We start from the raw sequence: 22406 nt of genomic DNA, 5'->3' as shown, positions 1-22406 counted from the left end.
GGAGCCCAGTTCGGTCTCGCCGTCGAACACGTGGATGATGTCGCCCTTCTCGGCGCCGCCACCGTTGATGACCGGAGTGGTGTCGTTGGTCGAACCGTCCTTCGGTACGTCAACCAAGTGCGCGGGATCGTCGTTGTCGACGACTCCGGTGATGCTCGGGGCATCCGGGGCGGTGGTGTCGATGTGGATCGGGTACGGCTGCGACGGTTCGCTCTGGTTGCCGGCCGGGTCTTCCGCGATCACGGTGAAGTCGTGCTCGCCTTCGTCCAGGGCCTTGTCGGCAGGGACTTCGAACGACCAGTTGCCCTCGGGATCGACCACGGTGGTGCCAATCTCGGTGCCGTTGTCGATCACGTGAATGATGTCGCCCGGCTCGGCGCCGCCACCAGAAATCACCGGGGTGGTGTCGTTGGTCGAACCGTCCTTCGGTACGTCGATCAGGTGCGCCGGATCGTCGTTGTCGACGATGCTGTCGATGGTCGGGGCGGTCGGCGCGGTGGTATCGATCACGATCGGGTACGGCTGCGACGGCTCACTCTGGTTACCGGCCGGATCTTCCGCGATCACGGTGATGTCGTGCGGACCATCTTCCATCGGGGTATCCGGCGTGAACGACCAGTTGCCCTCAGGATCGACCACGGTGGTGCCAATCTCGGTGCCATTGTCGATCACGTGAATGATGTCGCCCGGTTCGGCGTCACCGCCGGAGATAACCGGAGTGTTGTCGTTAGTCGGGGAGTTCGGATCGATATGGATCGGGTGAGCCGGATCAAGGTCGTTGATCACATCATTGATGGTCGGCGCGGCCGGGGCGGTGGTGTCGATGTGGATCGGGTACGGCTGCGACGGCTCGCTCTGGTTGCCGGCCGGGTCTTCCGCGATCACGGTGAAGTCGTGCTCGCCTTCGTCCAGGGCCTTGTCGGCCGGGACTTCGAACGACCAGTTGCCCTCGGAATCGACCACGGCGGTGCCGATCTCGGTGCCATTGTCGATCACGTGAATGATGTCGCCCGGCTCGGCGCCGCCACCGGAAATCACCGGGGTGGTGTCGTTGGTCGAACCGTCCTTCGGTACGTCAATCAGGTGCGCGGGATCGTCGTTGTCGACGATCTTGTCGATGGTCGGGGCGGTCGGCGCGATGCTGTCGATCTCGATCGGCAGGACGTTCGGCTCGCTCTGATTACCCGCCGGATCGGTGACGACGACGCTGATGTCGTTCTTGCCCTCGGGCAGCGGCTGGGTCGGGGTCACTGACCAGTCGCCGTTCGCGTCAGCGGTGGTCGTGACAATCTCACCGGTCGGGAAGGTAACTTCCACGGTGGAATTCGGCTCGGTCTTGCCGTCGATGGTCGGGGTGGTGTCGTTGGTGATGCCGTCGCCCTTGGTGCCGCTGTCGGAAGCCGGGTCCAGCCAGGCATCAGCAGGCGGGGGGGTGGTGTCGATCACGATCGGCAGAACGACCGGCTGGCTCTGGTTGCCTGCCGGATCGGTGGCGATGATGGTGATGTCGTTCTTGCCCTCGGGCAGCGGCTGGGTCGGGGTCACCGACCAGTTGCCGTTCTCGTCGGCCTTGGTGTGGATGGTCTCGCCAGTCGGGAAGGTGACGATCACATCGGCGCGCGGCTCGGTCTTGCCGTCGATGGTGGGCTTGGTGTCATTGGTGATGCCGTCACCCTTGGTGCCACTGTCGGAGGCCGGATCGAGCCAGGAGTCAGCAGACGGGGGCGTGGTGTCGATCACCACCGGCAGGATGGTCGGCTGGCTCTGGTTGCCCGCCGGATCGGTGGCGATGACGGTGATGTCGTTCTTGCCCTCGGGCAGCGGCTGGGTCGGGGTCACCGACCAGTTGCCGTTCTCGTCGGCCTTGGTGTGGATGGTCTCGCCGGTCGGGAAGGTGACGGTCACATCGGCGCGCGGCTCGGTCTTGCCGTCGATGGTGGGCTTGGTGTCATTGGTGATGCCGTCACCCTTGGTGCCGCTGTCGGAGGCCGGGTCGAGCCAGGCGTTAGGTGCTGCGGGGGCGACAGTGTCGACGACGATGTCGATGACATGGACCTTGTCGCTGGGATTCTGGCCGGGAACGACCTGGGTGATGTCGAAGGCGTGCGGGCCATCGGCCAACTCGGGCGTGAAGGACCAGGTGCCATCCGGCGCCACGGTGGTGGAGCCAATTTCCTGGCCGTTGTCGATGATGTGGATGGTCGCGCCGGGCACCCCATTGCCGGAAATGGCCGGGTGCGAATCATCGGTGATGTCGCCGTTGTGCAGTTCGCCCTGGATCGGACCGACAGCGTCCATGATCTTGGCGTTGGTGGGAGCGGGGCTGGTCGCGGTGTGGTGACCACCACCATCCTTATTGTGATGGATGATGGCGGCCGCCGCGGCGCCTACGCCAGCCAGGCCAAGCAGCCAGGGCCACAGGACGAAGCCTGCGGCATCATCGAAGGTGGACGCCAGATACGCGGCACCATCACCCAGGGAGTCGCCACCCAATGCGATGGGCGCGGTATCGCCGTCGGCGAGCAGCAGCGAGCCACCGAAGCCCTCACCATCGGTGCGCACGTACGCGTAGAGCTGACCGTCTTCGGCCACGCCATACAACTGGCCGTCCATGCCTTCGGCGAAGAAGTCCTCGATGGTCAGGTCGGGCTTTTCACTGCCCTCGAACTGGACCAGCAGGTCCTTGCCGACGCGCTTGACGGTTACGTTTTCCGGCGCGACGTCACTGTTTTCTACTTGAAGAAGGTACTTGGTACCTGCTTGTGCTTTGATCTTTCCGCCTGCCTTGACCGCAACCTTCTTGGCTGCATTCTCGGTGACGGCTACGAGACCGATCGTTTCAATTGCCATTTCAAACCCACCTCGGGAGGGACACGTTTTCGAGGTGAGAAGCTTAATTTTCCGCCACAAGCCAGAAGATCAGAACACTCTGACAAGGCAGCTGAGTTTTCTGATCAGCGCTGTCAGGTGCCTGTGAAATAGGGCTCGACAAAGCGGGAGCCCGGACCGATACGAGCTCGCGATCATGCCGGAAGCCTCAACTTGGTGCAGCAGAGATGACTGCAATGGCGAGCGAAGGATCAACCTTGTGCACTATCACACACCGGCGCCCCTTCCATTCGAGCCCCTGCCGGGAAGGGCTCCTGATCAGTCGAGTGTTCACGAAGGCATTGGCGTGATGGCGAAATAACGACCGCCGCGAGCAAAAACAAAAAAGCCCACCTATGAAGGTGGGCTTTTCGATGAAGCGGCTTTGGGTCCGCTCCTGGCATCCGTTACTACAGAAGCCTTGAATATGGTGGGTCGTGTAGGATTCGAACCTACGACCAATTGGTTAAAAGCCAACTGCTCTACCGACTGAGCTAACGACCCAAATTTTGGTCGGGGTAGAGAGATTCGAACTCCCGACATCCTGCTCCCAAAGCAGGCGCGCTACCGGACTGCGCTATACCCCGCTTGGAAGTTGGCTCCGCGACCTGGACTCGAACCAGGGACCCAATGATTAACAGTCATTTGCTCTACCGACTGAGCTATCGCGGAACGACGAGCCTTCCAATCTCTTCTACTAATTTTCCGGCTTCACCGGAATCCCGTATCAGAGGCGCGCCATTTTACGTATATCGAAACGCCTGTCAACACTCTGATCCAAAAAGTTTTTCTCTTCTTTGCAGGGGAGCAGGCGGATTGCTATATCTGCATGAATGACCGATGTGATCACCGCAGGTTTAACGGGCCGGTCACGGACAGGAAGAGCATGAGCACCAAGGACACCCCTCCGCCCTCATCGATTGCCAGTCGCGTCATCCAGCCGCGCTTCGGTGAGCTGATGCAAGCCTGCCGGCAAATGGCGATGAACCGTCTGGCCGAGTTGCTCGGCAACGTCTTTGCCCAGGTCGACGACACGCTGTTCGAATGCGCCGAGAAGGCCGAGAACAATCAGGTGCAAGCCCTGTTCTTCGACGCCATGCGGCAGGTCCGCAAAGAACGGCCGGCACTGGAGCGCTTCTACCACCAGCGCATCGCCCAGGGGCTGAACGACTTCCTCGAAGGCACGCTGCCGGCCGACGACCCTTATGACGAGCTGGATGCGGATCGGCTGACGCTGATCGAGCACGACGAGTATGAAGAGACCCTGCTCATCATCAATATGGTCAACCAGGTGAAGGCGCAGTGCGCCCAGTCACTGTTCACGCTCGGGCATCGACTGGCGCTGCTCAACAACGGCAGCAGGATAGGCGAAGACCGCAACCCCTTCGGTCCCCAGGCCATCGCCCGGGCCTATGGCGATACCCTCGCGCAAGCTGCCTTCCCCCTGCGCGTCAAAACCATCCTTTATGTACTGTTCGATCAGCAGGTGATGCAGCACCTGGCACCGCTCTACGATCAGCTCAACCAGCGCCTGATCGACGCCGGCATCCTGCCGAACCTGAAGTACCGGGCGCCCGATAAGCGCCCCGCCCCGGCACCCCGCCCGGCCGCGCCCAAGCCGAGCAGCGCCGCACCCGACAGCACACCGCCCTTGCAGCCCCACCATTACAACGTCAGTGACCTGCCGGACCTCCCGCCCAGCGATCGCAACGCGCTGTTCGGTGGGCTGGCGGTCCTGCTGGCCGAGTTCCGCCGGCGCGGCGACAAGGCCACTCTGTTCGGCAACAGCCATAGCATCGTCAGCTTCGGCCCCTCCGCCGAGGCCGCCACCACCACCTACAGCGCCAGCGAACTGCTCGAGGCACTGAACCGTCTGCAGCGCGAGTCGGCCCAGGAGCTGGCGCAGCGCCTGCGCCAGCCACAACCGGTCGAGGCCCTGAAGGCCGACCTGCAGCGCGAGCTGGAAGCCGGCGCCAGGCAGCCTGGCAATACCCGCCTGACCGACCAGGAAGCCGACGTCATCGATCTGGTGGGCATGGTCTTCGACTTCATCCTCGATGACGAGAACCTGCCCGACAGCTGCAAGACCACCCTCTCCCATCTGCACACGCCCTATCTGAAGGTCGCCCTGGAGGACAAGCAGCTGTTCACCCAGCATCACCATCCGGCGCGCAAGCTGCTCAACGCCATGGCCCAGGCCGGCGTGATCTATGGCGGCGAGGATGAGGAACGCAGCCTGCTGGCGAAGATGCACTGGGTGGTGGAGCGGGTGATCCAGGACTTCGTCGGCGACCTCGGCCTGTTCGACGCGCTGCTTGGCGAGTTCAATGAGTTTGTCGCCAACCTGCGACAGAAGGTGGAGCTGCGCGAGCGCCGCGCCATGGAAGCGGCACGCGGCCGGGACCGTCTGCTGGCCGCCCGTGAACAGGCCCAGGAGGCCATTGCCGCGATCACCGGGGGCCGCGACCTGCCACCGCTGGTGCGCAATTTCCTGGAACTGAGCTGGTGTGATGCGCTGACCTTCATTTCACTGCGTGCAGGCGAGCACAGCGACGAGTGGAAGCGTGCCTGCGAAGTGGGCGAGCAACTGGCCTGGAGCGTCACCCCGCTGGATGAGACAGGACGCGAGCATCTGCAGGCACTGCGCCTCGGTCTGCTGAACGAGCTGCGCAAGGGGCTGGAGCTGCTCGGCGGCTACCATGAGGATGGCATCCGCCGCGTGCTCCAGGACCTGGTCGCCTGCCAGCACGCTATCCAGGCCCAGCAGCCGCAGGTCGCGGCCCAGTTCAGGCAGGATCTGCCCGAAAGCCCGCTGGGCGTCATGCTCGGCGCGGAAGGCCAACACATCGACCGCAACACCGGCGAGCCCCTGTCCGAACGCGCACGCGGGCTGATCAAGGAATTGGCACAGGTGGAGTTCGGCACCTGGTTCGAATTCAACGATGTCACGCCGGCACGACGGCTCAAGCTGTCGTGGTTCAGCCCGACCACCCGCAACTATATGTTCGTCGATCACACCGGCCAGCGTGTGGCCGTCAAACCCTTGGTGCAGTTGGCACGGGACATGGAGGACGGCAAGGTTCGCCTGGCCCCCGCCGACTACACCATTCCCCTGATGGATCGCGCGCTGAATACCATCTACCGGTTCCTGCAACGCATCACCGGGCGCCCCCCGGCTCAGAACTGAGGAGCACTCGATGAGTGAACGTCGCCAGCACCACCGGCACCAGACCGGGCTGACCGTAGAGGTCTTCGACCGCCACTCCGGGCGTAGCCTCGGACGCCTCGCCGACCTGTCCAGCGAGGGCTTCATGCTCTGCGGCGTGGACGTGCCGAAGGTCGACTCGGTGTGGGACTGCCGCCTCATTCCGCTACCGCCGCTGGATGAGGTCGGGGAGATCCAGCTGGGTGCCGACTGCCTGTGGAGCCGTGGAGGAGCCGACGGCCAGCTGGGCTGGGCGGGCTTTCACATCATCGACCTCGCCGAGGATCAGGCCCAGGCACTGGAGCGCCTGCTCAGCCTGCTTGCAGAGGCCCGGGAAAACCGCTGAGCCCGACATGAAAAAGCCCCGCACTGCGGGGCTTTTTAATGTGGCAATGGATCAGGAGAAGACGATCTCGTCCTTTTCCACCTTGGCGTGGATTTTCGCGCCCGGGAGGAACTTGCCGGCCAGGATCAGTTGCGCCAGCGGGTTCTCTATCCAGCGCTGGATCGCGCGCTTGAGCGGACGAGCACCGTAGACCGGGTCGAAACCGACGGCGATCAGCTTGTCCATCGCCTCGTTGCTCAACTCCAGGCTCAGCTCGCGCTCGGCCAGGCGCTTGCGCAGGCGGCCCATCTGGATCAGGGCGATGCCGGCGATCTGCTCGCGGGCCAGCGGTTCGAAGACCACCACTTCGTCGATCCGGTTGATGAATTCCGGACGGAAGTGCGCATTCACCGCATCCATCACCGCCGCACGCTGGGCTTCACGGTCGCCGATCAGCTCCTGGATCTGCGCCGAACCGAGGTTCGAGGTCATCACGATCACGGTGTTGCGGAAGTCCACGGTACGGCCATGGCTGTCGGTCAGGCGGCCGTCCTCGAGCACCTGCAGCAGGACGTTGAAGACATCCGGGTGAGCCTTTTCCACCTCGTCCATCAGCACCACGGAGTACGGTTTGCGGCGCACGGCTTCGGTCAGGTAACCGCCCTCTTCATAGCCAACGTAACCCGGCGGCGCACCGATCAGGCGAGCCACGGAGTGCTTCTCCATGAATTCGGACATATCGATGCGCACCAGCGCTTCCTCGGTGTCGAAGAGGAATTCGGCCAGGGCCTTGCACAGCTCGGTCTTGCCCACCCCGGTGGGGCCGAGGAAGAGGAAGGAGCCGCTCGGACGATTCGGATCAGCCAGGCCGGCACGGGAACGGCGCACGGCGTTGGCGACGGCCACCACGGCCTCGTTCTGGCCGATGACGCGCTTGTGCAGCTCGTCTTCCATGCGCAGCAGCTTCTCGCGCTCGCCTTCGAGCATCTTGGACACCGGGATGCCGGTCCACTTGGACACGACTTCGGCGATTTCCTCGTCGGTCACCTTGTTGCGCAGCAGCTGGTTCTCGGTCTTGCCGTGCTGGTCGACCATCTGCAGGCTGCGCTCCAGGTCCGGAATGGTCTGGTACTGGATGCGCGCCATGGTTTCCAGGTCGCCCTTGCGCCGGGCCGCTTCCATTTCCTGCTTGGCCTGCTCGATCTTCTGCTGGATCTGCGCGGAACCCTGGACCTCGGCTTTCTCCGACTTCCAGATCTCTTCCAGATCGGCGTACTCGCGCTCGAGCTTGGCGATGTCTTCTTCCAGCTTGGCGAGGCGTTTCTTGGTAGCCTCGTCGTCTTCCTTCTTCAGCGCCTCGCGCTCGATCTTCAGCTGGATCAGCCGGCGATCCAGGCGATCGAGCTCCTCCGGCTTGGAGTCGATCTCCATGCGGATGCGGCTGGCGGCCTCGTCGATCAGGTCGATGGCCTTGTCCGGCAACTGGCGGTCGGTAATGTAGCGGTGGCTGAGCTTGGCCGCGGCGATGATCGCGCCGTCGGTGATGGTCACGCCATGGTGCACCTCGTAGCGCTCCTTCAGGCCGCGCAGGATGGCGATGGTGTCCTCCTCGCTCGGCTCGTCCACCAGCACCTTCTGGAAGCGGCGCTCAAGGGCGGCGTCCTTCTCGATGTACTGGCGGTACTCATCCAGGGTGGTGGCGCCGACGCAGTGCAGCTCGCCACGGGCCAGGGCCGGCTTGAGCATGTTGCCGGCGTCCATGGCGCCCTCGGCCTTTCCGGCGCCGACCATGGTATGCAGTTCGTCGATGAACAGGATGATCCGGCCTTCCTGCTTGGACAGTTCGTTCAGAACCGCCTTCAGGCGCTCCTCGAACTCGCCGCGGAACTTGGCGCCGGCGATCAGCGCACCCATGTCCAGCGCCAGCAGGCGCTTGTCCTTCAGGCCGTCGGGCACTTCGCCGTTGACGATGCGCTGGGCCAGGCCCTCGACGATGGCGGTCTTGCCGACGCCGGGCTCGCCGATCAGCACGGGGTTGTTCTTGGTGCGACGCTGCAGGACCTGGATGGTCCGGCGGATTTCGTCGTCACGGCCGATCACCGGGTCGAGCTTGCCGTCCTCGGCACGCTTGGTCATGTCGACGGTGTACTTGTCCAGTGCCTGGCGCGACTCCTCGGCGTTCGGGTCGTTGACCGCTTCGCCGCCGCGCAGGTTGGCCACGGCGTTTTCCAGGGCTTTCTTGGACACGCCCTGGCTGGCCAGCAGTTTGCCGAGCTTGGTGTTGTCGTCCATGGCGGCAAGCAGCACCAGCTCGCTGGAAATGAACTGGTCGCCCTTCTGCTGGGCCAGGCGGTCGGCCTGGTTGAGCAGGCGCGCCAGGTCCTGCGACAGGTTCACATCGCCAGTGGGGCTCTGGATCTTCGGCAGCGAGTCCATCTCTTTATTGAGGGCGCTGCGCAGGGCCGGGATATCGAAGCCGACCTGCATCAGCAGGGGCTTGATCGAGCCACCCTGCTGCTCCAGCAGGGCGGAAATCAGGTGCACCGGCTCGATGGCCGGGTGGTCATGTCCAACGGCCAGGGACTGGGCATCGGAGAGTGCAAGCTGCAGCTTGCTGGTCAAACGGTCTATTCGCATGAGGGTCGTCCTTCCTTTCTATAGCGAGCCGGAGCGATGAGTGCCCCTGGTCACGACAAAGCTCGCCGGGATGCCAGATAGATAAGGACGATTTTGGTCGGTTCAAGCCATTTGGCCATGACACCGGTCAGTTCGTGCTTTCGAAAGGACCGCAGGAGCGGACTTTGTCCGCAATAGCTTCCGGCGCGATGCGGACCTTTCGCGGACAGAGGCCGCTCCTACGTTGTTTTCTGGTTCCCCGCGTTCGCGGGGATGACGGTGTGGAGAGTGATGCATAACACCGCCACTCCCGCGAACGCGGGACAGCGCTTGCGTTGAACGCACTTCAGTGCGGCCCGAAGGGTGAGCGCAGCGAATAGCCCAAAAGGCAGTTGCTCCTACGAAATAGGCGTCAGGCCAGCCAGATCAGGCTGGCCAGGCGACCGGTGCGGGAGCTGCGGCGGTAGGAATAGAAGCGCCCGGTATCGGAGTAGGTGCACAGACCACCACCGTAGACCGCCGTCACGCCCTTGGCGGCGAGGCGGATACGCGCCAGCTCGTAGATGTCAGCCAGGTACTTGCCGGCATTGGCGCTGGGCACGAAGGCGCGTTCGGCTTCGGCGTGATCCTTGAGGAAGGCATCACGCACTTCCGCGCCGACCTCAAATGCCTGCGGACCGATGGACGGGCCGAGCCACACCAGCAGTTCGCCCGGCGCAATACCCAGGGCGTCGACCGTAGCCTCCAGTACGCCGCCCGCCAGCCCACGCCAGCCAGCATGGGCGGCGGCAACCCGGGTGCCGGCGCGATCGCAGAACAGCGCTGGCAGGCAATCGGCGGTCATGATGGTGCAGGCGACGCCGGGGGCTTTGCTCCAACTGGCGTCTGCGGTGGCGACAACGGACGGATCGGCTTCGACCACATCGATTCCATGCACCTGGCTCAACCACGCCGGCTGGCAACCCAGCGCCGCGGTCAGGCGTCGACGGTTCTCGGCGACGGCCGCCGGCTCATCGCCCACATGGTCGCCCAGGTTGAAGCTGTCGAAGGGCTCTGCGCTGACGCCGCCGACCCGGGTGGTCACGCAGGCGCGGACATTCGCCGGCGCCGGCCAGTCGGGCGTCAGCCAGGGGCTCATACGAAGGACTCGTTATCCTGCCGCAGCAGGCTCAGCAGCCAGGTGAAGTCATCCGGCAACGGCGACTCCCACTTCATGCGCACGTTGGTCGCTGGGTGATCCAGCTCCAGGAAGCGCGCATGCAGGGCCTGGCGCGGGAAGTCGCGCAGGGACTCGATCAGCGTCGGGCTGGCCCCCGGCGGAATGCGGAAACGCCCGCCGTAGGTGGGGTCGCCCACCAGCGGGTGGCCGATGTGTGTCATATGGACGCGGATCTGGTGGGTGCGACCGGTCTCCAGCTTCACCCGCACGTGGGTGTGGGCACGGAAGCGGTCCAGCACACGGTAATGGCTGATGGCGACCTTGCCGGCGTCCACCACGGCCATCTTCTGCCGCTGCACACCATGGCGGCCGATCGGCGCATCGACGGTGCCGCCGGAGACGATCACGCCGGTGACGATGGCTTCATAGATCCGACTGACGGTACGCGCCTGCAGCTGCGCGACCAGATTGGTGTGGGCTTCGAGAGTCTTGGCCACCACCATCAGACCGGTGGTGTCCTTGTCCAGGCGATGCACGATGCCGGCGCGCGGCACATTGGCCAGGTGCGGCACATGGTGCAGCAGCGCGTTGAGCAGGGTGCCGTCCTGATGGCCGGCGGCGGGGTGAACCACCAGGCCGGTCGGCTTGTCGATGACCAGGATGTGGTCATCTTCATAGACGATGTCCAGCTCGATGTCCTGGGCCTTCCACTCGCCCTGGGCTTCCAGCTCCACCTGCAATTCCAGGCGCGAGCCGGCGTGAACGGTGTCGCGCGGACGCAGCACGGCGCCGTCGACCTTGAGACAGCCGTCCTTGATCCAGCCGGCCAGACGCGAGCGGGAGTGATCGGAGAAGAGCTGGGCGGCGACCTGGTCGAGACGCTGACCACCGAGGTCGAACGGCACTTCTGCCGCGAGTTGGATGATATCGGACATGACGGGACACGAAGGGCGCGCGGCCTTTTGGTTCGGCTGCACGCTGTGGTTAAATACGGGGCCTTTGTCCCAGGGGTATCCCCCTGGGGCGCCAATCATAACAGACGGTTGCGGCCGCGACAGCCGACCGTCCAGGGACGCAAGCCGCCATGCAAGTGAAACACCTGCTGCTGATCGCCATCCTCGCCTTCGTCACCGCCTGCTCCTCCAAGGGCGACAAGGTGGACGAGAACCTGAGCGAAAGCCAGCTGTACCAGCAGGCCCAGGACGATCTGAACAACAAGAGCTACACCAACGCCGTGGCCAAGCTGAAGGCGCTGGAGTCCCGCTATCCGTTCGGTCGCTATGCGGAACAGGCCCAGTTGGAACTGATCTACGCCAACTACAAGAACATGGAGCCCGAGGCCGCGCGTTCCGCCGCCGAGCGCTTCATCCGCCTGCACCCGCAGCACCCCAACGTCGACTACGCCTATTACCTCAAGGGCCTGGCCTCCTTCGACCAGGACCGTGGCCTGCTGGCGCGCTTCCTGCCGCTGGACATGACCAAGCGTGATCCGGGCGCCGCCCGTGACTCCTTCAACGACTTCGCGCAACTGGTCAGCCGCTACCCGAACAGCCGCTACGCACCGGACGCCAAGGCGCGCATGATCTACCTGCGCAACCTGCTGGCCGCCTACGAAGTGCACGTCGGCCACTACTACCTCAAGCGCCAGGCCTATGTCGCCGCTGCCAACCGCGGCCGCTACGTGGTGGAAAACTTCCAGGAAACCCCGGCCGTCGGCGATGGCCTGGCGATCATGGTCGAAGCCTACCAGCGCCTGGGCATGAACGACCTGGCCGACTCCAGCCTGCAGACCCTGAAGCTGAACTACCCGGACAACCCGAGCCTGAAGGACGGCCAGTTCGTCCCGCGCGAGGACGAGGCCGACAACCGCTCCTGGCTGGCCAAGGCGACCCTGGGCCTGATCGAGACCAACGACGCCCCGCCGCACATGGAAACCCAGGCGAGCAAGGACGTGATCAAGCAGTACGAAGACGCCGAGCAGCAGATTCCGGCGGAGCTCAAGCCTGAGAACCAGTCAGACGTGCAGGAAGAAGAGCACGAGTCCGAAGGCAACAGCGGCAACAACGACCGTTCCTGGTTCAGCTACATGACCTTCGGCATCTTCGACTGATTGGCGAAGATGCAATGATCAAGGGAGGCTTCGGCCTCCCTTTTTCGTGGGCGATCGTCCGTCGGCGCGGACCACGTCTCTGTGCGCGAACCCGCGCCTTGGATACACTGCGGCTCTCTATGGAATAAGGGAACGCCATGACCCGCCTGCTGTTCTGGATCCTCCTGTTCGCGCTCGGCTGGTGGCTGTGGCGCAAGGCTACCCGCCCCGCCCGCCCCAGCGAGCCGGCGCCTCGCGAGGAGAAAACCGTGCCCATGGTGCGCTGCGCCCAGTGCGGGGTTCACGTTCCACGCAGCGATGCCCTGCAGGACGAGAGCAACTGGTACTGCAGCCGCGCTCATCTCGACCAGGACCGTGCCGACCGTGGTCACTGAGGGCATTTCGCTCACCGGACAGGGACGGCGCGTCCTGCGCCTGTATCACCTGTATCGCCTAACCATCGGCCTGGTCCTGGTCCTGCTGATTTCCAGCAACCTTGACGGCGAAATCCTCAAGCTTGCCCACTCCGAACTGTTCCACATCGGCTGCTGGACCTACCTGGTGGTCAACATCCTGATCGCCGTCCTGATGCCGGCGCCCCGGCAGTTGCTGCCCCTGTTCATCCTGGCAGCCCTGGATGTGCTGATGCTCAGCGGACTCTTCTACGCCGCCGGTGGCGTTCCCAGCGGCATCGGCACGCTGATGGTGGTCGCCGTCGCCATCGCCAACATCCTGCTGCGCGGCCGGATAGGCCTGCTGATCGCAGCCTTGGCATCCATCGGGCTGATCTACCTGACCTTCTACATCAGCCTCACCCAGGAGATTGCCTTCAACCACTACGTGCAGGCCGGTGGATTGGGCGCCCTGTGCTTCGCCTCGGCACTGTTGATCCAGGCCCTGGCACGTCGCCAGCAGGTCATCGAAAACCTCGCGGAACAGCGGGCCACCACGGTAGCCAACCTCGAAGAGCTCAATGCCCTGATCCTGCAGCGCATGCGCACCGGCATCCTGGTGCTGGACGACCAGCAACGCGTGCTGCTGGCCAACCAGAGCGCCACCACCCTGCTCGGCGGACAGGAGCTGACCGGCCAGCCGTTGGCCGAGCACAGCCCGGCGCTGCTGAACAGCCTTCAGCTGTGGCAGCAGAACCCCGCCCTCCGGCCGCCCAGCCTGCAGCCACACGACACCGCCCCCAGCGTGCAGCCCGCCTTCATTCCCCTGCACCGTGGCAACGAACAGCACACCCTGATGTTCCTTGAGGACATCTCACAGATTGCCCAAAAGGCGCAGCAGCTCAAGCTGGCCTCGCTCGGCCGCCTCACCGCCGGCATCGCCCATGAAATCCGCAACCCCCTGGGTGCCATCAGCCACGCCGCGCAATTGCTGCTGGAGTCCGAAGAGCTCGATCCGCCGGACCGACGGCTGACGCAGATCATCCAGGACCAGTCGCGGCGGATGAACCTGGTGATCGAGAACGTGCTGCAGTTGTCCCGCCGGCGCCAGTCGGAACCCCAGCTGCTCGACCTGAAATACTGGCTGCACCGCTTCGCCGGCGAACAGCGTGAAGGGCTGCGCGACGGCCAGCAGTTGCATGTCGAAACGGGACCCGGCACCGTGCAGACGCGCATGGACCCGCATCAGCTGACCCAGGTGCTGACCAACCTGGTCCAGAATGGGTTACGGTACAGCGCCAAGAAAAACGGCACTGGCCAAGTGTGGCTGCGCCTGTTCCGCGACAGCGAAACCGACCTGCCGATCCTGGAAGTCCTCGACGATGGCCAGGGCATTGCGGCGGAACAGCGGGTGAAGCTGTTCGAACCGTTCTTCACCACTGAAAGCAAGGGCACAGGTCTTGGGCTGTACATCTCCCGGGAACTCTGTGAAAGCAACCAGGCGCGCCTGGACTATAAAACGCGTGACGAGGGTGGCAGTTGCTTCCGCATCACCTTCGCCCATCCACGCAAACAAAGCTAAGAACACGCAAAGAGCATGAGTCGTCAAAAAGCCCTGATCGTCGATGACGAACCCGATATCCGCGAGCTGCTGGAGATCACCCTCGGCCGCATGAAACTGGATACCCGCAGCGCCCGCAACGTCAAGGAAGCGCGCGAGTTCCTGGCCCGCGAGCCGTTCGACTTCTGCCTCACCGACATGCGCCTGCCCGATGGCACGGGGCTGGAGCTGGTGCAGTACATCCAGCAGCGCCATCCGCAAACCCCGGTGGCGATGATCACCGCCTTCGGTAGCCTGGATACCGCCGTGCAAGCGCTCAAGGCCGGCGCCTTCGACTTTCTCACCAAGCCGGTCGACCTGGGACGCCTTCGCGAACTGGTCAGCACGGCGCTGCGCCTGCGCTTCCCCGATGCCGAAGAGGCCCCGGTGGACAATCGCCTGCTGGGCGACTCGCCCCCCATGCGGCAGATGCGCAACCAGATCGCCAAGCTGGCACGCAGCCAGGCGCCGGTCTACATCAGCGGCGAGTCCGGCAGCGGCAAGGAACTGGTTGCCCGGCTGATCCATGAACAGGGCCCGCGCGCGAACGTCGCTTTCGTGCCGGTGAACTGCGGGGCGATTCCGTCGGAGCTGATGGAAAGCGAATTCTTCGGCCACAAGAAAGGCAGCTTCACCGGCGCGGTGGAGGACAAGCAGGGGCTGTTCCAGGCCGCCAACGGCGGCACCCTGTTCCTCGACGAAGTCGCCGACCTGCCGCTGCCCATGCAGGTCAAGCTGCTGCGCGCGATCCAGGAAAAGGCCGTGCGCGCCGTCGGCGGCCAGCAGGAAAACGCGGTGGACGTACGTGTCCTCTGCGCGACCCACAAGGACCTCGCAGCGGAAGTCGCCGCCGGCCGCTTCCGCCAGGACCTCTACTACCGCCTGAACGTCATCGAACTGCGCGTTCCGCCGCTGCGCGAGCGCCGCGAAGACATTCCGCTGCTCACCGACCGCGTGCTCCAGCGCCTGGCCGGCGACGCCGGATTGCCCGTGGCAGCGGTCAGCCCGGAAGCCGTGGAGAAGCTCAAGAGCTACCGCTTCCCCGGCAACGTGCGCGAGCTGGAGAACATGCTCGAGCGCGCCTACACCCTGTGCGAAAACGATGTGATCCAGCCGCAGGACCTGCGCCTGGCCGAGACCAGCACCGGCGGCGACAACGGCGGACAGGCCAGCCTCGCGCAGATCGACAACCTAGAGGACTACCTGGAAGACATCGAACGCAAGCTGATCATGCAGGCCCTCGAAGAGACCCGCTGGAACCGTACTGCGGCGGCGCAGCGCCTGGGGCTCTCCTTCCGCTCGATGCGCTATCGGCTGAAGAAGCTGGGGATCGACTGATCCCCACTCGGCTCAGACGATGGGCGTCGCCACCAGACGCCCTTGCGGCGCGTAGGGCGCCGCCTCGATGATCGGCGGGCGCTGCTGCATCAGGTCCGCCAGCAACTGGCAGGACGCAGGCGCCAGCACCAGGCCATTGCGGTAATGCCCGGTGTTCAGCCACAGGCCGCGGTGCTCCGGCACCTCGCCGATGAACGGAATGCCCTGCGGCGACCCCGGACGCAAGCCCGCCCAATGCTTGACCGGCTGCTGCTTCGCCAGCGCAGGAATCAGCTCCTCCGCCGATGCACGCAGGCTGGCCAGCGCTTCGGCGGACGGCGTCTTGTCGAAGCCCGCGTGCTCCAAGGTGCTGCCAACCAGGATATGGCCGTCGCGCCGGGGAATCGCATAGCGCCCTTTGGCCAGCACCATGCTGGAGAGGAAATCGGGCGCGCAGCGGTACAGGATCATCTGCCCCTTCACCGGCTCTACCGGCAGCTCCAGTCCCAGCTTTGCCAGTAACTGGCCACTCCAGGCGCCTGCCGCCAGTACTACGGACTCCGCGGTGAAATCGCCCTGGGCTGTGCGCACGCCCTGCACCCTCCCCCCTGCCTGGAGGAAGCCGGTCACCTCGACCTGCTCGCGCAGGGAAACGTTCGGCATGCGCACCAGCGCTTCGCGCAGCGACCGGGCTAGGCGCGGATTTCGCACATTGGCGACGCCGGACATGTATACAGCCCGGCTGAAGCCCTGCCCCAGCACCGGCACGGCGTCGTGCACGGCGGAAATATCCACCTCCGACAGCGGGCGCCCCTGGGCACGGGCCCAGGCCAGCGCTTCGTCCTGGTCGTCCAGGTCCAGCCAGTACAGGCCGGTCACATGCACTTCCGGGTCCACGCCGGTGTCCGCCAGCAGCCGCTGGCCGAGGCCTGGATAGAAATCCTGCGACCAGTGCGCCAGGTTGGCCACGGCTCGGCTGTAGCGCCAGGGATAGAGCGGCGAGACGATCCCGCCGCCAGCCCAGGAAGCCTCGCGCCCGGTCTCGCCCCGCTCCAGCAGCAGCACTTCGGCCCCGGCCTGTCCCAGAGTCCAGGCCGACAACAGCCCGACGACCCCGCCGCCCACCACGATCACATCCGGCATACAACGCCCCACATCACTTACGGAAAACCAAAGGGAAATCGCCAGTCGAGCACTATACCGGGCAACGGGAGCAACTGGGTGACGGGCGACAACTACAAGCACCCCGGAGGCGCCCTACAACGGCATCAGCCTCCCCCAAACGAGCAGTCCTAATACTCCCTGACGAGCCCCCCAGGACGGAACATGCTCAACGCAAGTGTTTCAGCCTCATCACACTTCTGGTGGCCCTGGCAGTCCTCCCCCTCTCAGCGTCGCTATTCGGCCGACTGCCCAATGAGGACCGGCTGCATGTCGCAATGCAGGAACTGCACAGCGCCCTGAGTCAGGCCCGCGCAACCGCCGTGCTCATCGGACAACCCGTCAGCCTCGCAGCACGACAGCAATTGGGCCCAAGGCCGGATCCTGTTCATCGACAACAACGACGGCATTCGCCAGGAGTAAGAGGACCTGATCGGTGCTCATGAAGCGCTGTACGGAGTCGATGTATGCCGGACAGCACATCGCGTAACCACGCCCACTACGTCGCCAACAGCTACAACCTACGGAAGAACGGCGCATTCCACGTCGGCAGCCTGACGATTTGCGGAAGGAGCGCAATCGGTTACAAGATAATCATCGATCGTGCGGGCCGAATCCGAAGCGAAAGTGCCCCGAGCGGCACATCATGTCCGTACAGAGCTGCATACGAAGGAGGTGAAGCAGTTCTACGGAAAGGACATGAGCGAGAAAGGGCGGTCCGCGAAGCAGGACCGCCCTATGAGAGACGCATCAACGATCCACGTCGGTATTCCAGTACACCCGCTTGCGGGTTTCATCCGTTGTAGGCTTGATCTTGGTCGGATTCAGGCCCTGGCAACCGATGCAGATGGTAATTACCTTGTCGTCGGGGTCCTTCACAACGACTGTGCTCAGGGTTGGGGCAATTGGCATGCCACCGCCGTCGATCACTACCGAACGATCCCGATCACAGGACGAACCATTGAACAGGCTCATCTGGTAACCAGTGGCGACACCGGGACGTGTGCACATACCCACCTTCGCACCGCCAGGCTGGTAGCTGTTGAACAGCACATCGCCACCGCCGATAACCGCGGGGTTCACGATCTGTTCTCCGCGCCCAGATAGACTCATGTACCACCCGCGCTTGACGCCCACTCCCGGGAAGACTCCTGGGTCAGTACAGGCCGGCGCCGGCGTGGCATTGTTCATCAGACTCCCATCGAGGTCGACTGCCAGCGAGCTATCGTTCGCACTGGCGCTACTGGGAGTGTCGAGGAACACATAGAAGCGATCGTCCACGTCCTGCACATAGGGATAGTTGGTGATCAACGGGCGCTCGCGGTTACCTGACCCCAGGGCAACATAGACGCTGTCCTTGTAGGGCGCCACGGTCGGCGCATTGAGGAATCGACGTCCGGCGTTGTGAGTAAAGGCAATTTTCGGCATCGTCCAGGCCGTCTTGGCCAGGGGCGCCAGAGTGCTCGGGTCTACGAAGTTGAGCCGATACAGGTTGCCCGCCGCATCCGCGACATAGGCAAAGTCCGAATTGCCATCGAAGTTGAGGTCAACAAGGCTGACTTCTGCAACCACCGGAGCATCGGTCGCGAAAAAGCCCAGTTTGTCGCCGGTAACGGCATCGAGCACATAAACGCCTTTACCCTTTCCCGTCGAGCAGTCGAAGGAAATCTGGTCAGGATCAAGACAATTGTCATAACCCGCACCGAAGACCACCACCGAATTGCTTGGATTGGTCGTACCGCCCGTGTACCCGCTCAGCCTGGCCCCACGCGGTGTCGACCAGGTCTGGCCTATGCCGACAAAATCAGTATCGCACCCCGTATCCGAGGTCAGGTTGGGGCATCCATGTCGCCACAACAATTTCGGGTCGCTCGGGTCGGTCACGTTGAACGCATAGACCATGCGCCCTCCGCGCCTCATCGTCGGGTAGATATAGGCCAGATCGACCTGGTTGCTGCTGTTGTAATGGACAATCTGCCCCGCCGAGCCGTCAAAGAAATAGTCCTTCGCCGCCACCGGCTCGGTGCCGGTACTCTGGTTCGGGAAAATCACCAGCGGACTATTGGCGTACAAGCGTTTGATCCTGCCGTAATGCTCGGGAGCGAGGAAAGTCCATTTCTCCGCGCCGCTCGCCGCACTCACCGCGCGGAACAGACCATCATTGCCGCCGTAATAGAGCACCGTACCGGTAGTGCCGCCGTAGTTGATCGGCAGCGGTCGCGAGTGGATGACATCACCGTGAATGCTCGGGCGGCTGGAAGTAGCGGGCTTGATCTCCCCAGTGCCAGCGACGCTCCCCTTCAGGTAGTTGAAGAGCGTGTCCTTGGTGACTGTGCTGTCGACATCACTGTTACCGAACATACTTGCCGTCATGGCAGCAAGACCGCTACCCGAAACCGTCAATATGCTCCGATTGGCAATGTTACTCTTACGCGCAACCTGGGCCGCCCCGCCCTTCTCCACGAAATCACCATCGGGAAGATCCGACCAGACGTTGAAGGAGCTGAAGGCGCTATCCGTGCACTTGCTTCTAGGCGGCGGAGAAATGCCCAGGCCATTCCAGTAGTCTTGGGAGTCCGTACTCCAGTAACTTTGCGCACAGTCCTCGGCAAAGCCCGTCTGCGTAGACACCGCCTCCCGGCCAACCGAATCGGCCAGTTCAGGAACTCCGTTGAACAGTGCGATCTGATAACGCTTGAGATTGCCAAACCAGCGCGGCTTGGTTTGTTGATCAGGGCGGAACATACCAATGAATACCTGGTTATCCTGCTGAGCGCGGTTGGTTGCGCTCAGCGGCAGGCTCACCGCAGCGAAGGTGGAACTGACCGACAGGATATCGGACAGCGCCGAGTTGAGTGCGCTGGTCAGCTCTCCCTCGCTGCGCGCCGCGAAGTAGTTGCCTCCACCTACGCCCTTGGAAGCACTCAGCATCAGTCCGGTATTGTCGGCGTTCTGCTGCGCATTGAAAACATCGATGGCATAGGTGACGACGGGCACCCGCTGAGTAACCAGGTCGCCGTTTTCATTCGGTGCCGTCACCGGTACACCGTAATTGAAGAGGAACTTGGTCCAGTCATCGAGGTTCCATGCAGAGCCGGACGTGGCATTTACGGAGCCGGTGGGCGTAACGGTGGTGCTGCCCGCTCGCTGCACGGGGAGATGGTAGGTAGTTGGGCTACTGTTGCCTCCTCCATTACCTTTGCCGTTGTTCTTCCCACCTCCAGTGCTTCCGCCGGAAGTGGAACAGCTATCAGTTGCCGCAGGGCTGCTGGTACAAGCGCAACTTGTCTGGTCGACACAAAGCCCGGTCCCCGTCGATTCGGCTGCAGTACATGCCGCTACGTCAGTAACGGCATAGCACTGCGCCGATTTACCCAGCGTCTCCGGCGCTCCGTTTACCGTAGTAAACAGGGGGATAGGCAGCGCGGTCCCGGAAGTGTCGCCAGCCAGTTTGCCCGGAGTGGCATTCACCGCTGCATAGAGCGCCTTCAGGGCACTGCTGTTGGTGGCATTATCGGACGCAGGGCCGCTACTGTTGGGGTTGCTGATGAAAATCAGGAAGGTCTTCACGCACAAGCTGTCGGCTGCCAGCGGCGAACGGAATGTCGAGTAGGTCGAGGTATAACCGTTTGCGTCTGCCTTGGAGGCAACCGTACCTTGACCGGCGAAGCTCTGCTGGAAACCTCCCAGGTAGTTGTACAGGTCGTAGATCAGGTTCCCGTAGGACGTATTCGAGTTGCGTTTCTCGTCCGTAGAGTTAATCCCGTTGTAGATTTCGTCCAGTTCAGTATTCAGCGCAGCTTGGCTGGAAGTCGTCAATTTTTGCAGCGCGAAACGAACGAAGGCACCGTCCTGATTGGCGTTGCCACCGGTCGTGAACTCCAGCACGCCAACATTCAGCTTGTCGGTCTGCCCAGCCAGGGCACTACGAATCGCCCGAACCTCGGACTGCCCCTGCGTCAGGCCACCCGGCCACTTCTGGCTCTGCCGAGCCCAGTTGGAGGTGTTGTCGAGAATGAAGATGACATTGGGCAGGCTGGAGTTGGCGGTACCTCCCCTGACGAAAATGTCGATGTCCTCGGCCTTCGCCCCCATGAACGGAAAAGCCAGGGCGAGGATACTAAGCGTCACTCGAAGCGTCTTCAGCCAGGTATTCATGCAATTATCCTCAACTATTTCGGGCAGGCCGTGTCGGCGTCGTCGCTGCTCGCGCGGATAGCCACGCCCTGCCGAGTGACCGTTACAGCCGACGTCAGGTTGTCCGTGGCGGTCGCACGCAGCTCCCAGACTGAGTTGACGCAGAGGGAGTCTTCCCGGTCCTGAATGAAACATCCCGCATCGGCGGGCTTGGAGAGGTCCAGTTCGGAGTTCTTGATTGGCAGGACGATCACACAGTACGGACGATCCACAACCACGGTGATGTCATCGACGCCGTCACCATTGACGTCATAGCACTTGGTATTCGCGTTGACGCACGAGTTGACGAAGATGCTGCTCGGATTCTTGGTGAACAGGCTGGAGCTGATCGCTTCTTCCAACGTCGCATTGGCCGCATTCTCGGCCAGCTCACGACTCTCGAGGTTCTGCACGACCTTCAGGTTGGTCTGGGCAAGATTGAAACCCGCAACCGCCATCAACGTAACCAGCAACAACATGATCAACGCCACCGCCAGCACGGTTCCCCGTTGCCGGCGTACTCCCAGATTGAAGCGGCTCATGGCGCCTGCCTCCGTCCCGAAACATTGTTCAAGTACACGGTGGTGGAGTAGACCTCCCGCTTGTAGCCTTTCCCCCCCGTGGGCACGCTGTACGTGTTGTTCTCACCCAGTTGATAGGTACGCCCATCGACATAGCCGGCAGTCTTCTCCAGATTTCGCGCAACCAGCCAGATACGTACCGCCACCACATCGGGCCACTGAGTGGCTGTTGGATTCGCTGTGAATAGATCGACAGCGCCATCTCGTGCGACAGGAGCCGTATCCAAGCCATACTCGAAATGCAACTGCTCGATACCCTCCACCAGTTGAGTCGCGCCAGAGTAGGCGCCGTTTCCCAGCTCAACCCGACTCAGTACATCCGCCCCAGAGATGAAATACACCCGGCTGAGCAAACGGTAGATGGGAGCCACAGTGGTGCAGTTGCGTTTCTTGGCGGTCAGATCGGCAGCCGCGGTTTTCACCAGCGGCACGCCAGGGTTCTGCGTTGTACATGCCGATACCTGCAGATGGAAGTAGCCGGCAGCAAAGGGATCGCACCCACTGCTCCCTGTCGCGCAAGTGCTTGCACGGCGGATTGCCAGATAGTCACTGCCAGACTTGGCCGTCGATATGCAGGATGGCGCCGTACCTGAAACCGAACCGCCCTGCACAGGCACACCAAGGGCATCACTGACTTCGGCCGTGCTCAGAGGACAAAGAGGCGGTAGTGTACCCGGCACGTTCTGGGCCCCGGCCTCCCCCCAAAAGCCTGCGTTACTTATCTCATCGCTCAGCAGCATGAGCGCATAACGACCGTTTTCAACCTGACGGCCACTCTTCTCCATTTCGCCGCGGGTCCGGCTGTTATTGGTGAAGATGATGGTGACGGCAAGAAGGATCACCAGGCCCAGCGCCATGGAGACCATGACCTCGATCATCGAAATGCCACGCTGTCCAGTGCTCATGACAGGCATAGA

Annotated in this window: 14 protein-coding genes and 3 tRNA genes; 6 read left to right on the top strand and 11 right to left on the bottom strand. The window is 63.1% G+C overall.

Annotated features, from left to right (window positions below; all coding sequences use genetic code 11):
* The 4 genes from ACNFBT_RS15320 to ACNFBT_RS15305 form a co-directional block, all read right to left on the bottom strand.
* A partial coding sequence (locus ACNFBT_RS15320) for an Ig-like domain-containing protein (protein ID WP_416750650.1) occupies positions 1–2850 on the bottom strand: 2850 nt, incomplete at its 3' end.
* A gap of 446 nt (positions 2851–3296) precedes the next feature.
* Positions 3297–3372, bottom strand: a tRNA-Lys gene (locus ACNFBT_RS15315).
* Positions 3373–3378: 6 nt separating this feature from the next.
* Positions 3379–3455: transfer RNA gene (locus ACNFBT_RS15310), tRNA-Pro, on the bottom strand.
* A 9-nt stretch (positions 3456–3464) separates the two neighbouring features.
* A tRNA-Asn gene (locus ACNFBT_RS15305) sits at positions 3465–3540 on the bottom strand.
* 214 nt (positions 3541–3754) lie between these two features.
* On the opposite strand from ACNFBT_RS15305, the gene ACNFBT_RS15300 reads away from it, so the two are divergent.
* Together ACNFBT_RS15300 and ACNFBT_RS15295 are read left to right on the top strand one after the other, a co-directional pair.
* Positions 3755–6055 (top strand): DUF1631 domain-containing protein, encoded by a 2301-nt coding sequence (locus ACNFBT_RS15300; RefSeq protein ID WP_416750648.1) that lies wholly within the window; start codon positions 3755–3757, stop codon positions 6053–6055.
* A 10-nt stretch (positions 6056–6065) separates the two neighbouring features.
* Positions 6066–6419: a PilZ domain-containing protein gene (locus ACNFBT_RS15295; RefSeq protein WP_416750646.1), complete on the top strand. Its 354-nt coding sequence runs from the start codon at positions 6066–6068 to the stop codon at positions 6417–6419.
* Positions 6420–6470: 51 nt separating this feature from the next.
* On the opposite strand, the gene clpB is transcribed toward ACNFBT_RS15295, so the two are convergent.
* From clpB to rluD, 3 genes are all read right to left on the bottom strand, one after another.
* The gene (gene clpB, locus ACNFBT_RS15290) at positions 6471–9035 is read right to left on the bottom strand and encodes an ATP-dependent chaperone ClpB (RefSeq protein WP_416750644.1); all 2565 of its coding nucleotides are present in this window, start codon (positions 9033–9035) and stop codon (positions 6471–6473) included.
* A gap of 391 nt (positions 9036–9426) precedes the next feature.
* Positions 9427–10152, bottom strand: coding sequence for a peptidoglycan editing factor PgeF (gene pgeF, locus ACNFBT_RS15285; RefSeq protein WP_416750642.1), 726 nt, complete (start codon positions 10150–10152; stop codon positions 9427–9429).
* Positions 10149–11108, bottom strand: coding sequence for a 23S rRNA pseudouridine(1911/1915/1917) synthase RluD (rluD, locus tag ACNFBT_RS15280; RefSeq protein WP_416750640.1), 960 nt, complete (start codon positions 11106–11108; stop codon positions 10149–10151). Before rluD ends, pgeF begins: the two co-directional genes overlap by 4 nt.
* A 149-nt stretch (positions 11109–11257) precedes the next feature.
* Between rluD and ACNFBT_RS15275 the strand changes: the two genes are divergently transcribed.
* From ACNFBT_RS15275 to ACNFBT_RS15260, 4 genes are all read left to right on the top strand, one after another.
* Positions 11258–12283, top strand: a complete 1026-nt coding sequence (locus ACNFBT_RS15275) for an outer membrane protein assembly factor BamD (protein ID WP_416750638.1) — start codon at positions 11258–11260, stop codon at positions 12281–12283.
* Between the two features lie 137 nt (positions 12284–12420).
* Positions 12421–12657, top strand: coding sequence for a PP0621 family protein (locus ACNFBT_RS15270; protein ID WP_416750636.1), 237 nt, complete (start codon positions 12421–12423; stop codon positions 12655–12657).
* Positions 12647–14236 carry an ATP-binding protein gene (locus ACNFBT_RS15265; RefSeq protein ID WP_416750682.1) on the top strand — a complete coding sequence of 530 codons (1590 nt, stop codon included), beginning with the start codon at positions 12647–12649 and terminating at the stop codon, positions 14234–14236. The genes ACNFBT_RS15270 and ACNFBT_RS15265 overlap by 11 nt, the downstream gene beginning before the upstream one ends.
* Positions 14237–14251: 15 nt before the next feature.
* Positions 14252–15592: a sigma-54-dependent transcriptional regulator gene (locus ACNFBT_RS15260; protein ID WP_416750634.1), complete on the top strand. Its 1341-nt coding sequence runs from the start codon at positions 14252–14254 to the stop codon at positions 15590–15592.
* Between the two features lie 12 nt (positions 15593–15604).
* On the opposite strand, the gene thiO is transcribed toward ACNFBT_RS15260, so the two are convergent.
* The 4 genes from thiO to ACNFBT_RS15240 form a co-directional block, all read right to left on the bottom strand.
* Positions 15605–16714, bottom strand: coding sequence for a glycine oxidase ThiO (gene thiO, locus ACNFBT_RS15255; RefSeq protein WP_416750632.1), 1110 nt, complete (start codon positions 16712–16714; stop codon positions 15605–15607).
* A 768-nt stretch (positions 16715–17482) separates the two neighbouring features.
* Positions 17483–20890 (bottom strand): pilus assembly protein, encoded by a 3408-nt coding sequence (locus ACNFBT_RS15250; protein ID WP_416750630.1) that lies wholly within the window; start codon positions 20888–20890, stop codon positions 17483–17485.
* Between the two features lie 14 nt (positions 20891–20904).
* Entirely contained in the window at positions 20905–21450 is a 546-nt protein-coding gene (locus tag ACNFBT_RS15245; protein WP_416750628.1) for a pilus assembly PilX family protein, read from the bottom strand.
* Positions 21447–22403, bottom strand: coding sequence for a PilW family protein (locus tag ACNFBT_RS15240; protein ID WP_416750626.1), 957 nt, complete (start codon positions 22401–22403; stop codon positions 21447–21449). The genes ACNFBT_RS15245 and ACNFBT_RS15240 overlap by 4 nt, the downstream gene beginning before the upstream one ends.
* Positions 22404–22406: the final 3 nt, after the last annotated feature.

The organism is Pseudomonas sp. NY15181 (assembly GCF_048068055.1).
Classification (GTDB): domain Bacteria; phylum Pseudomonadota; class Gammaproteobacteria; order Pseudomonadales; family Pseudomonadaceae; genus Pseudomonas.
Note: the sequence above shows the minus strand (reverse complement) of the source record. Positions and strands in the feature narration are given on the sequence as shown.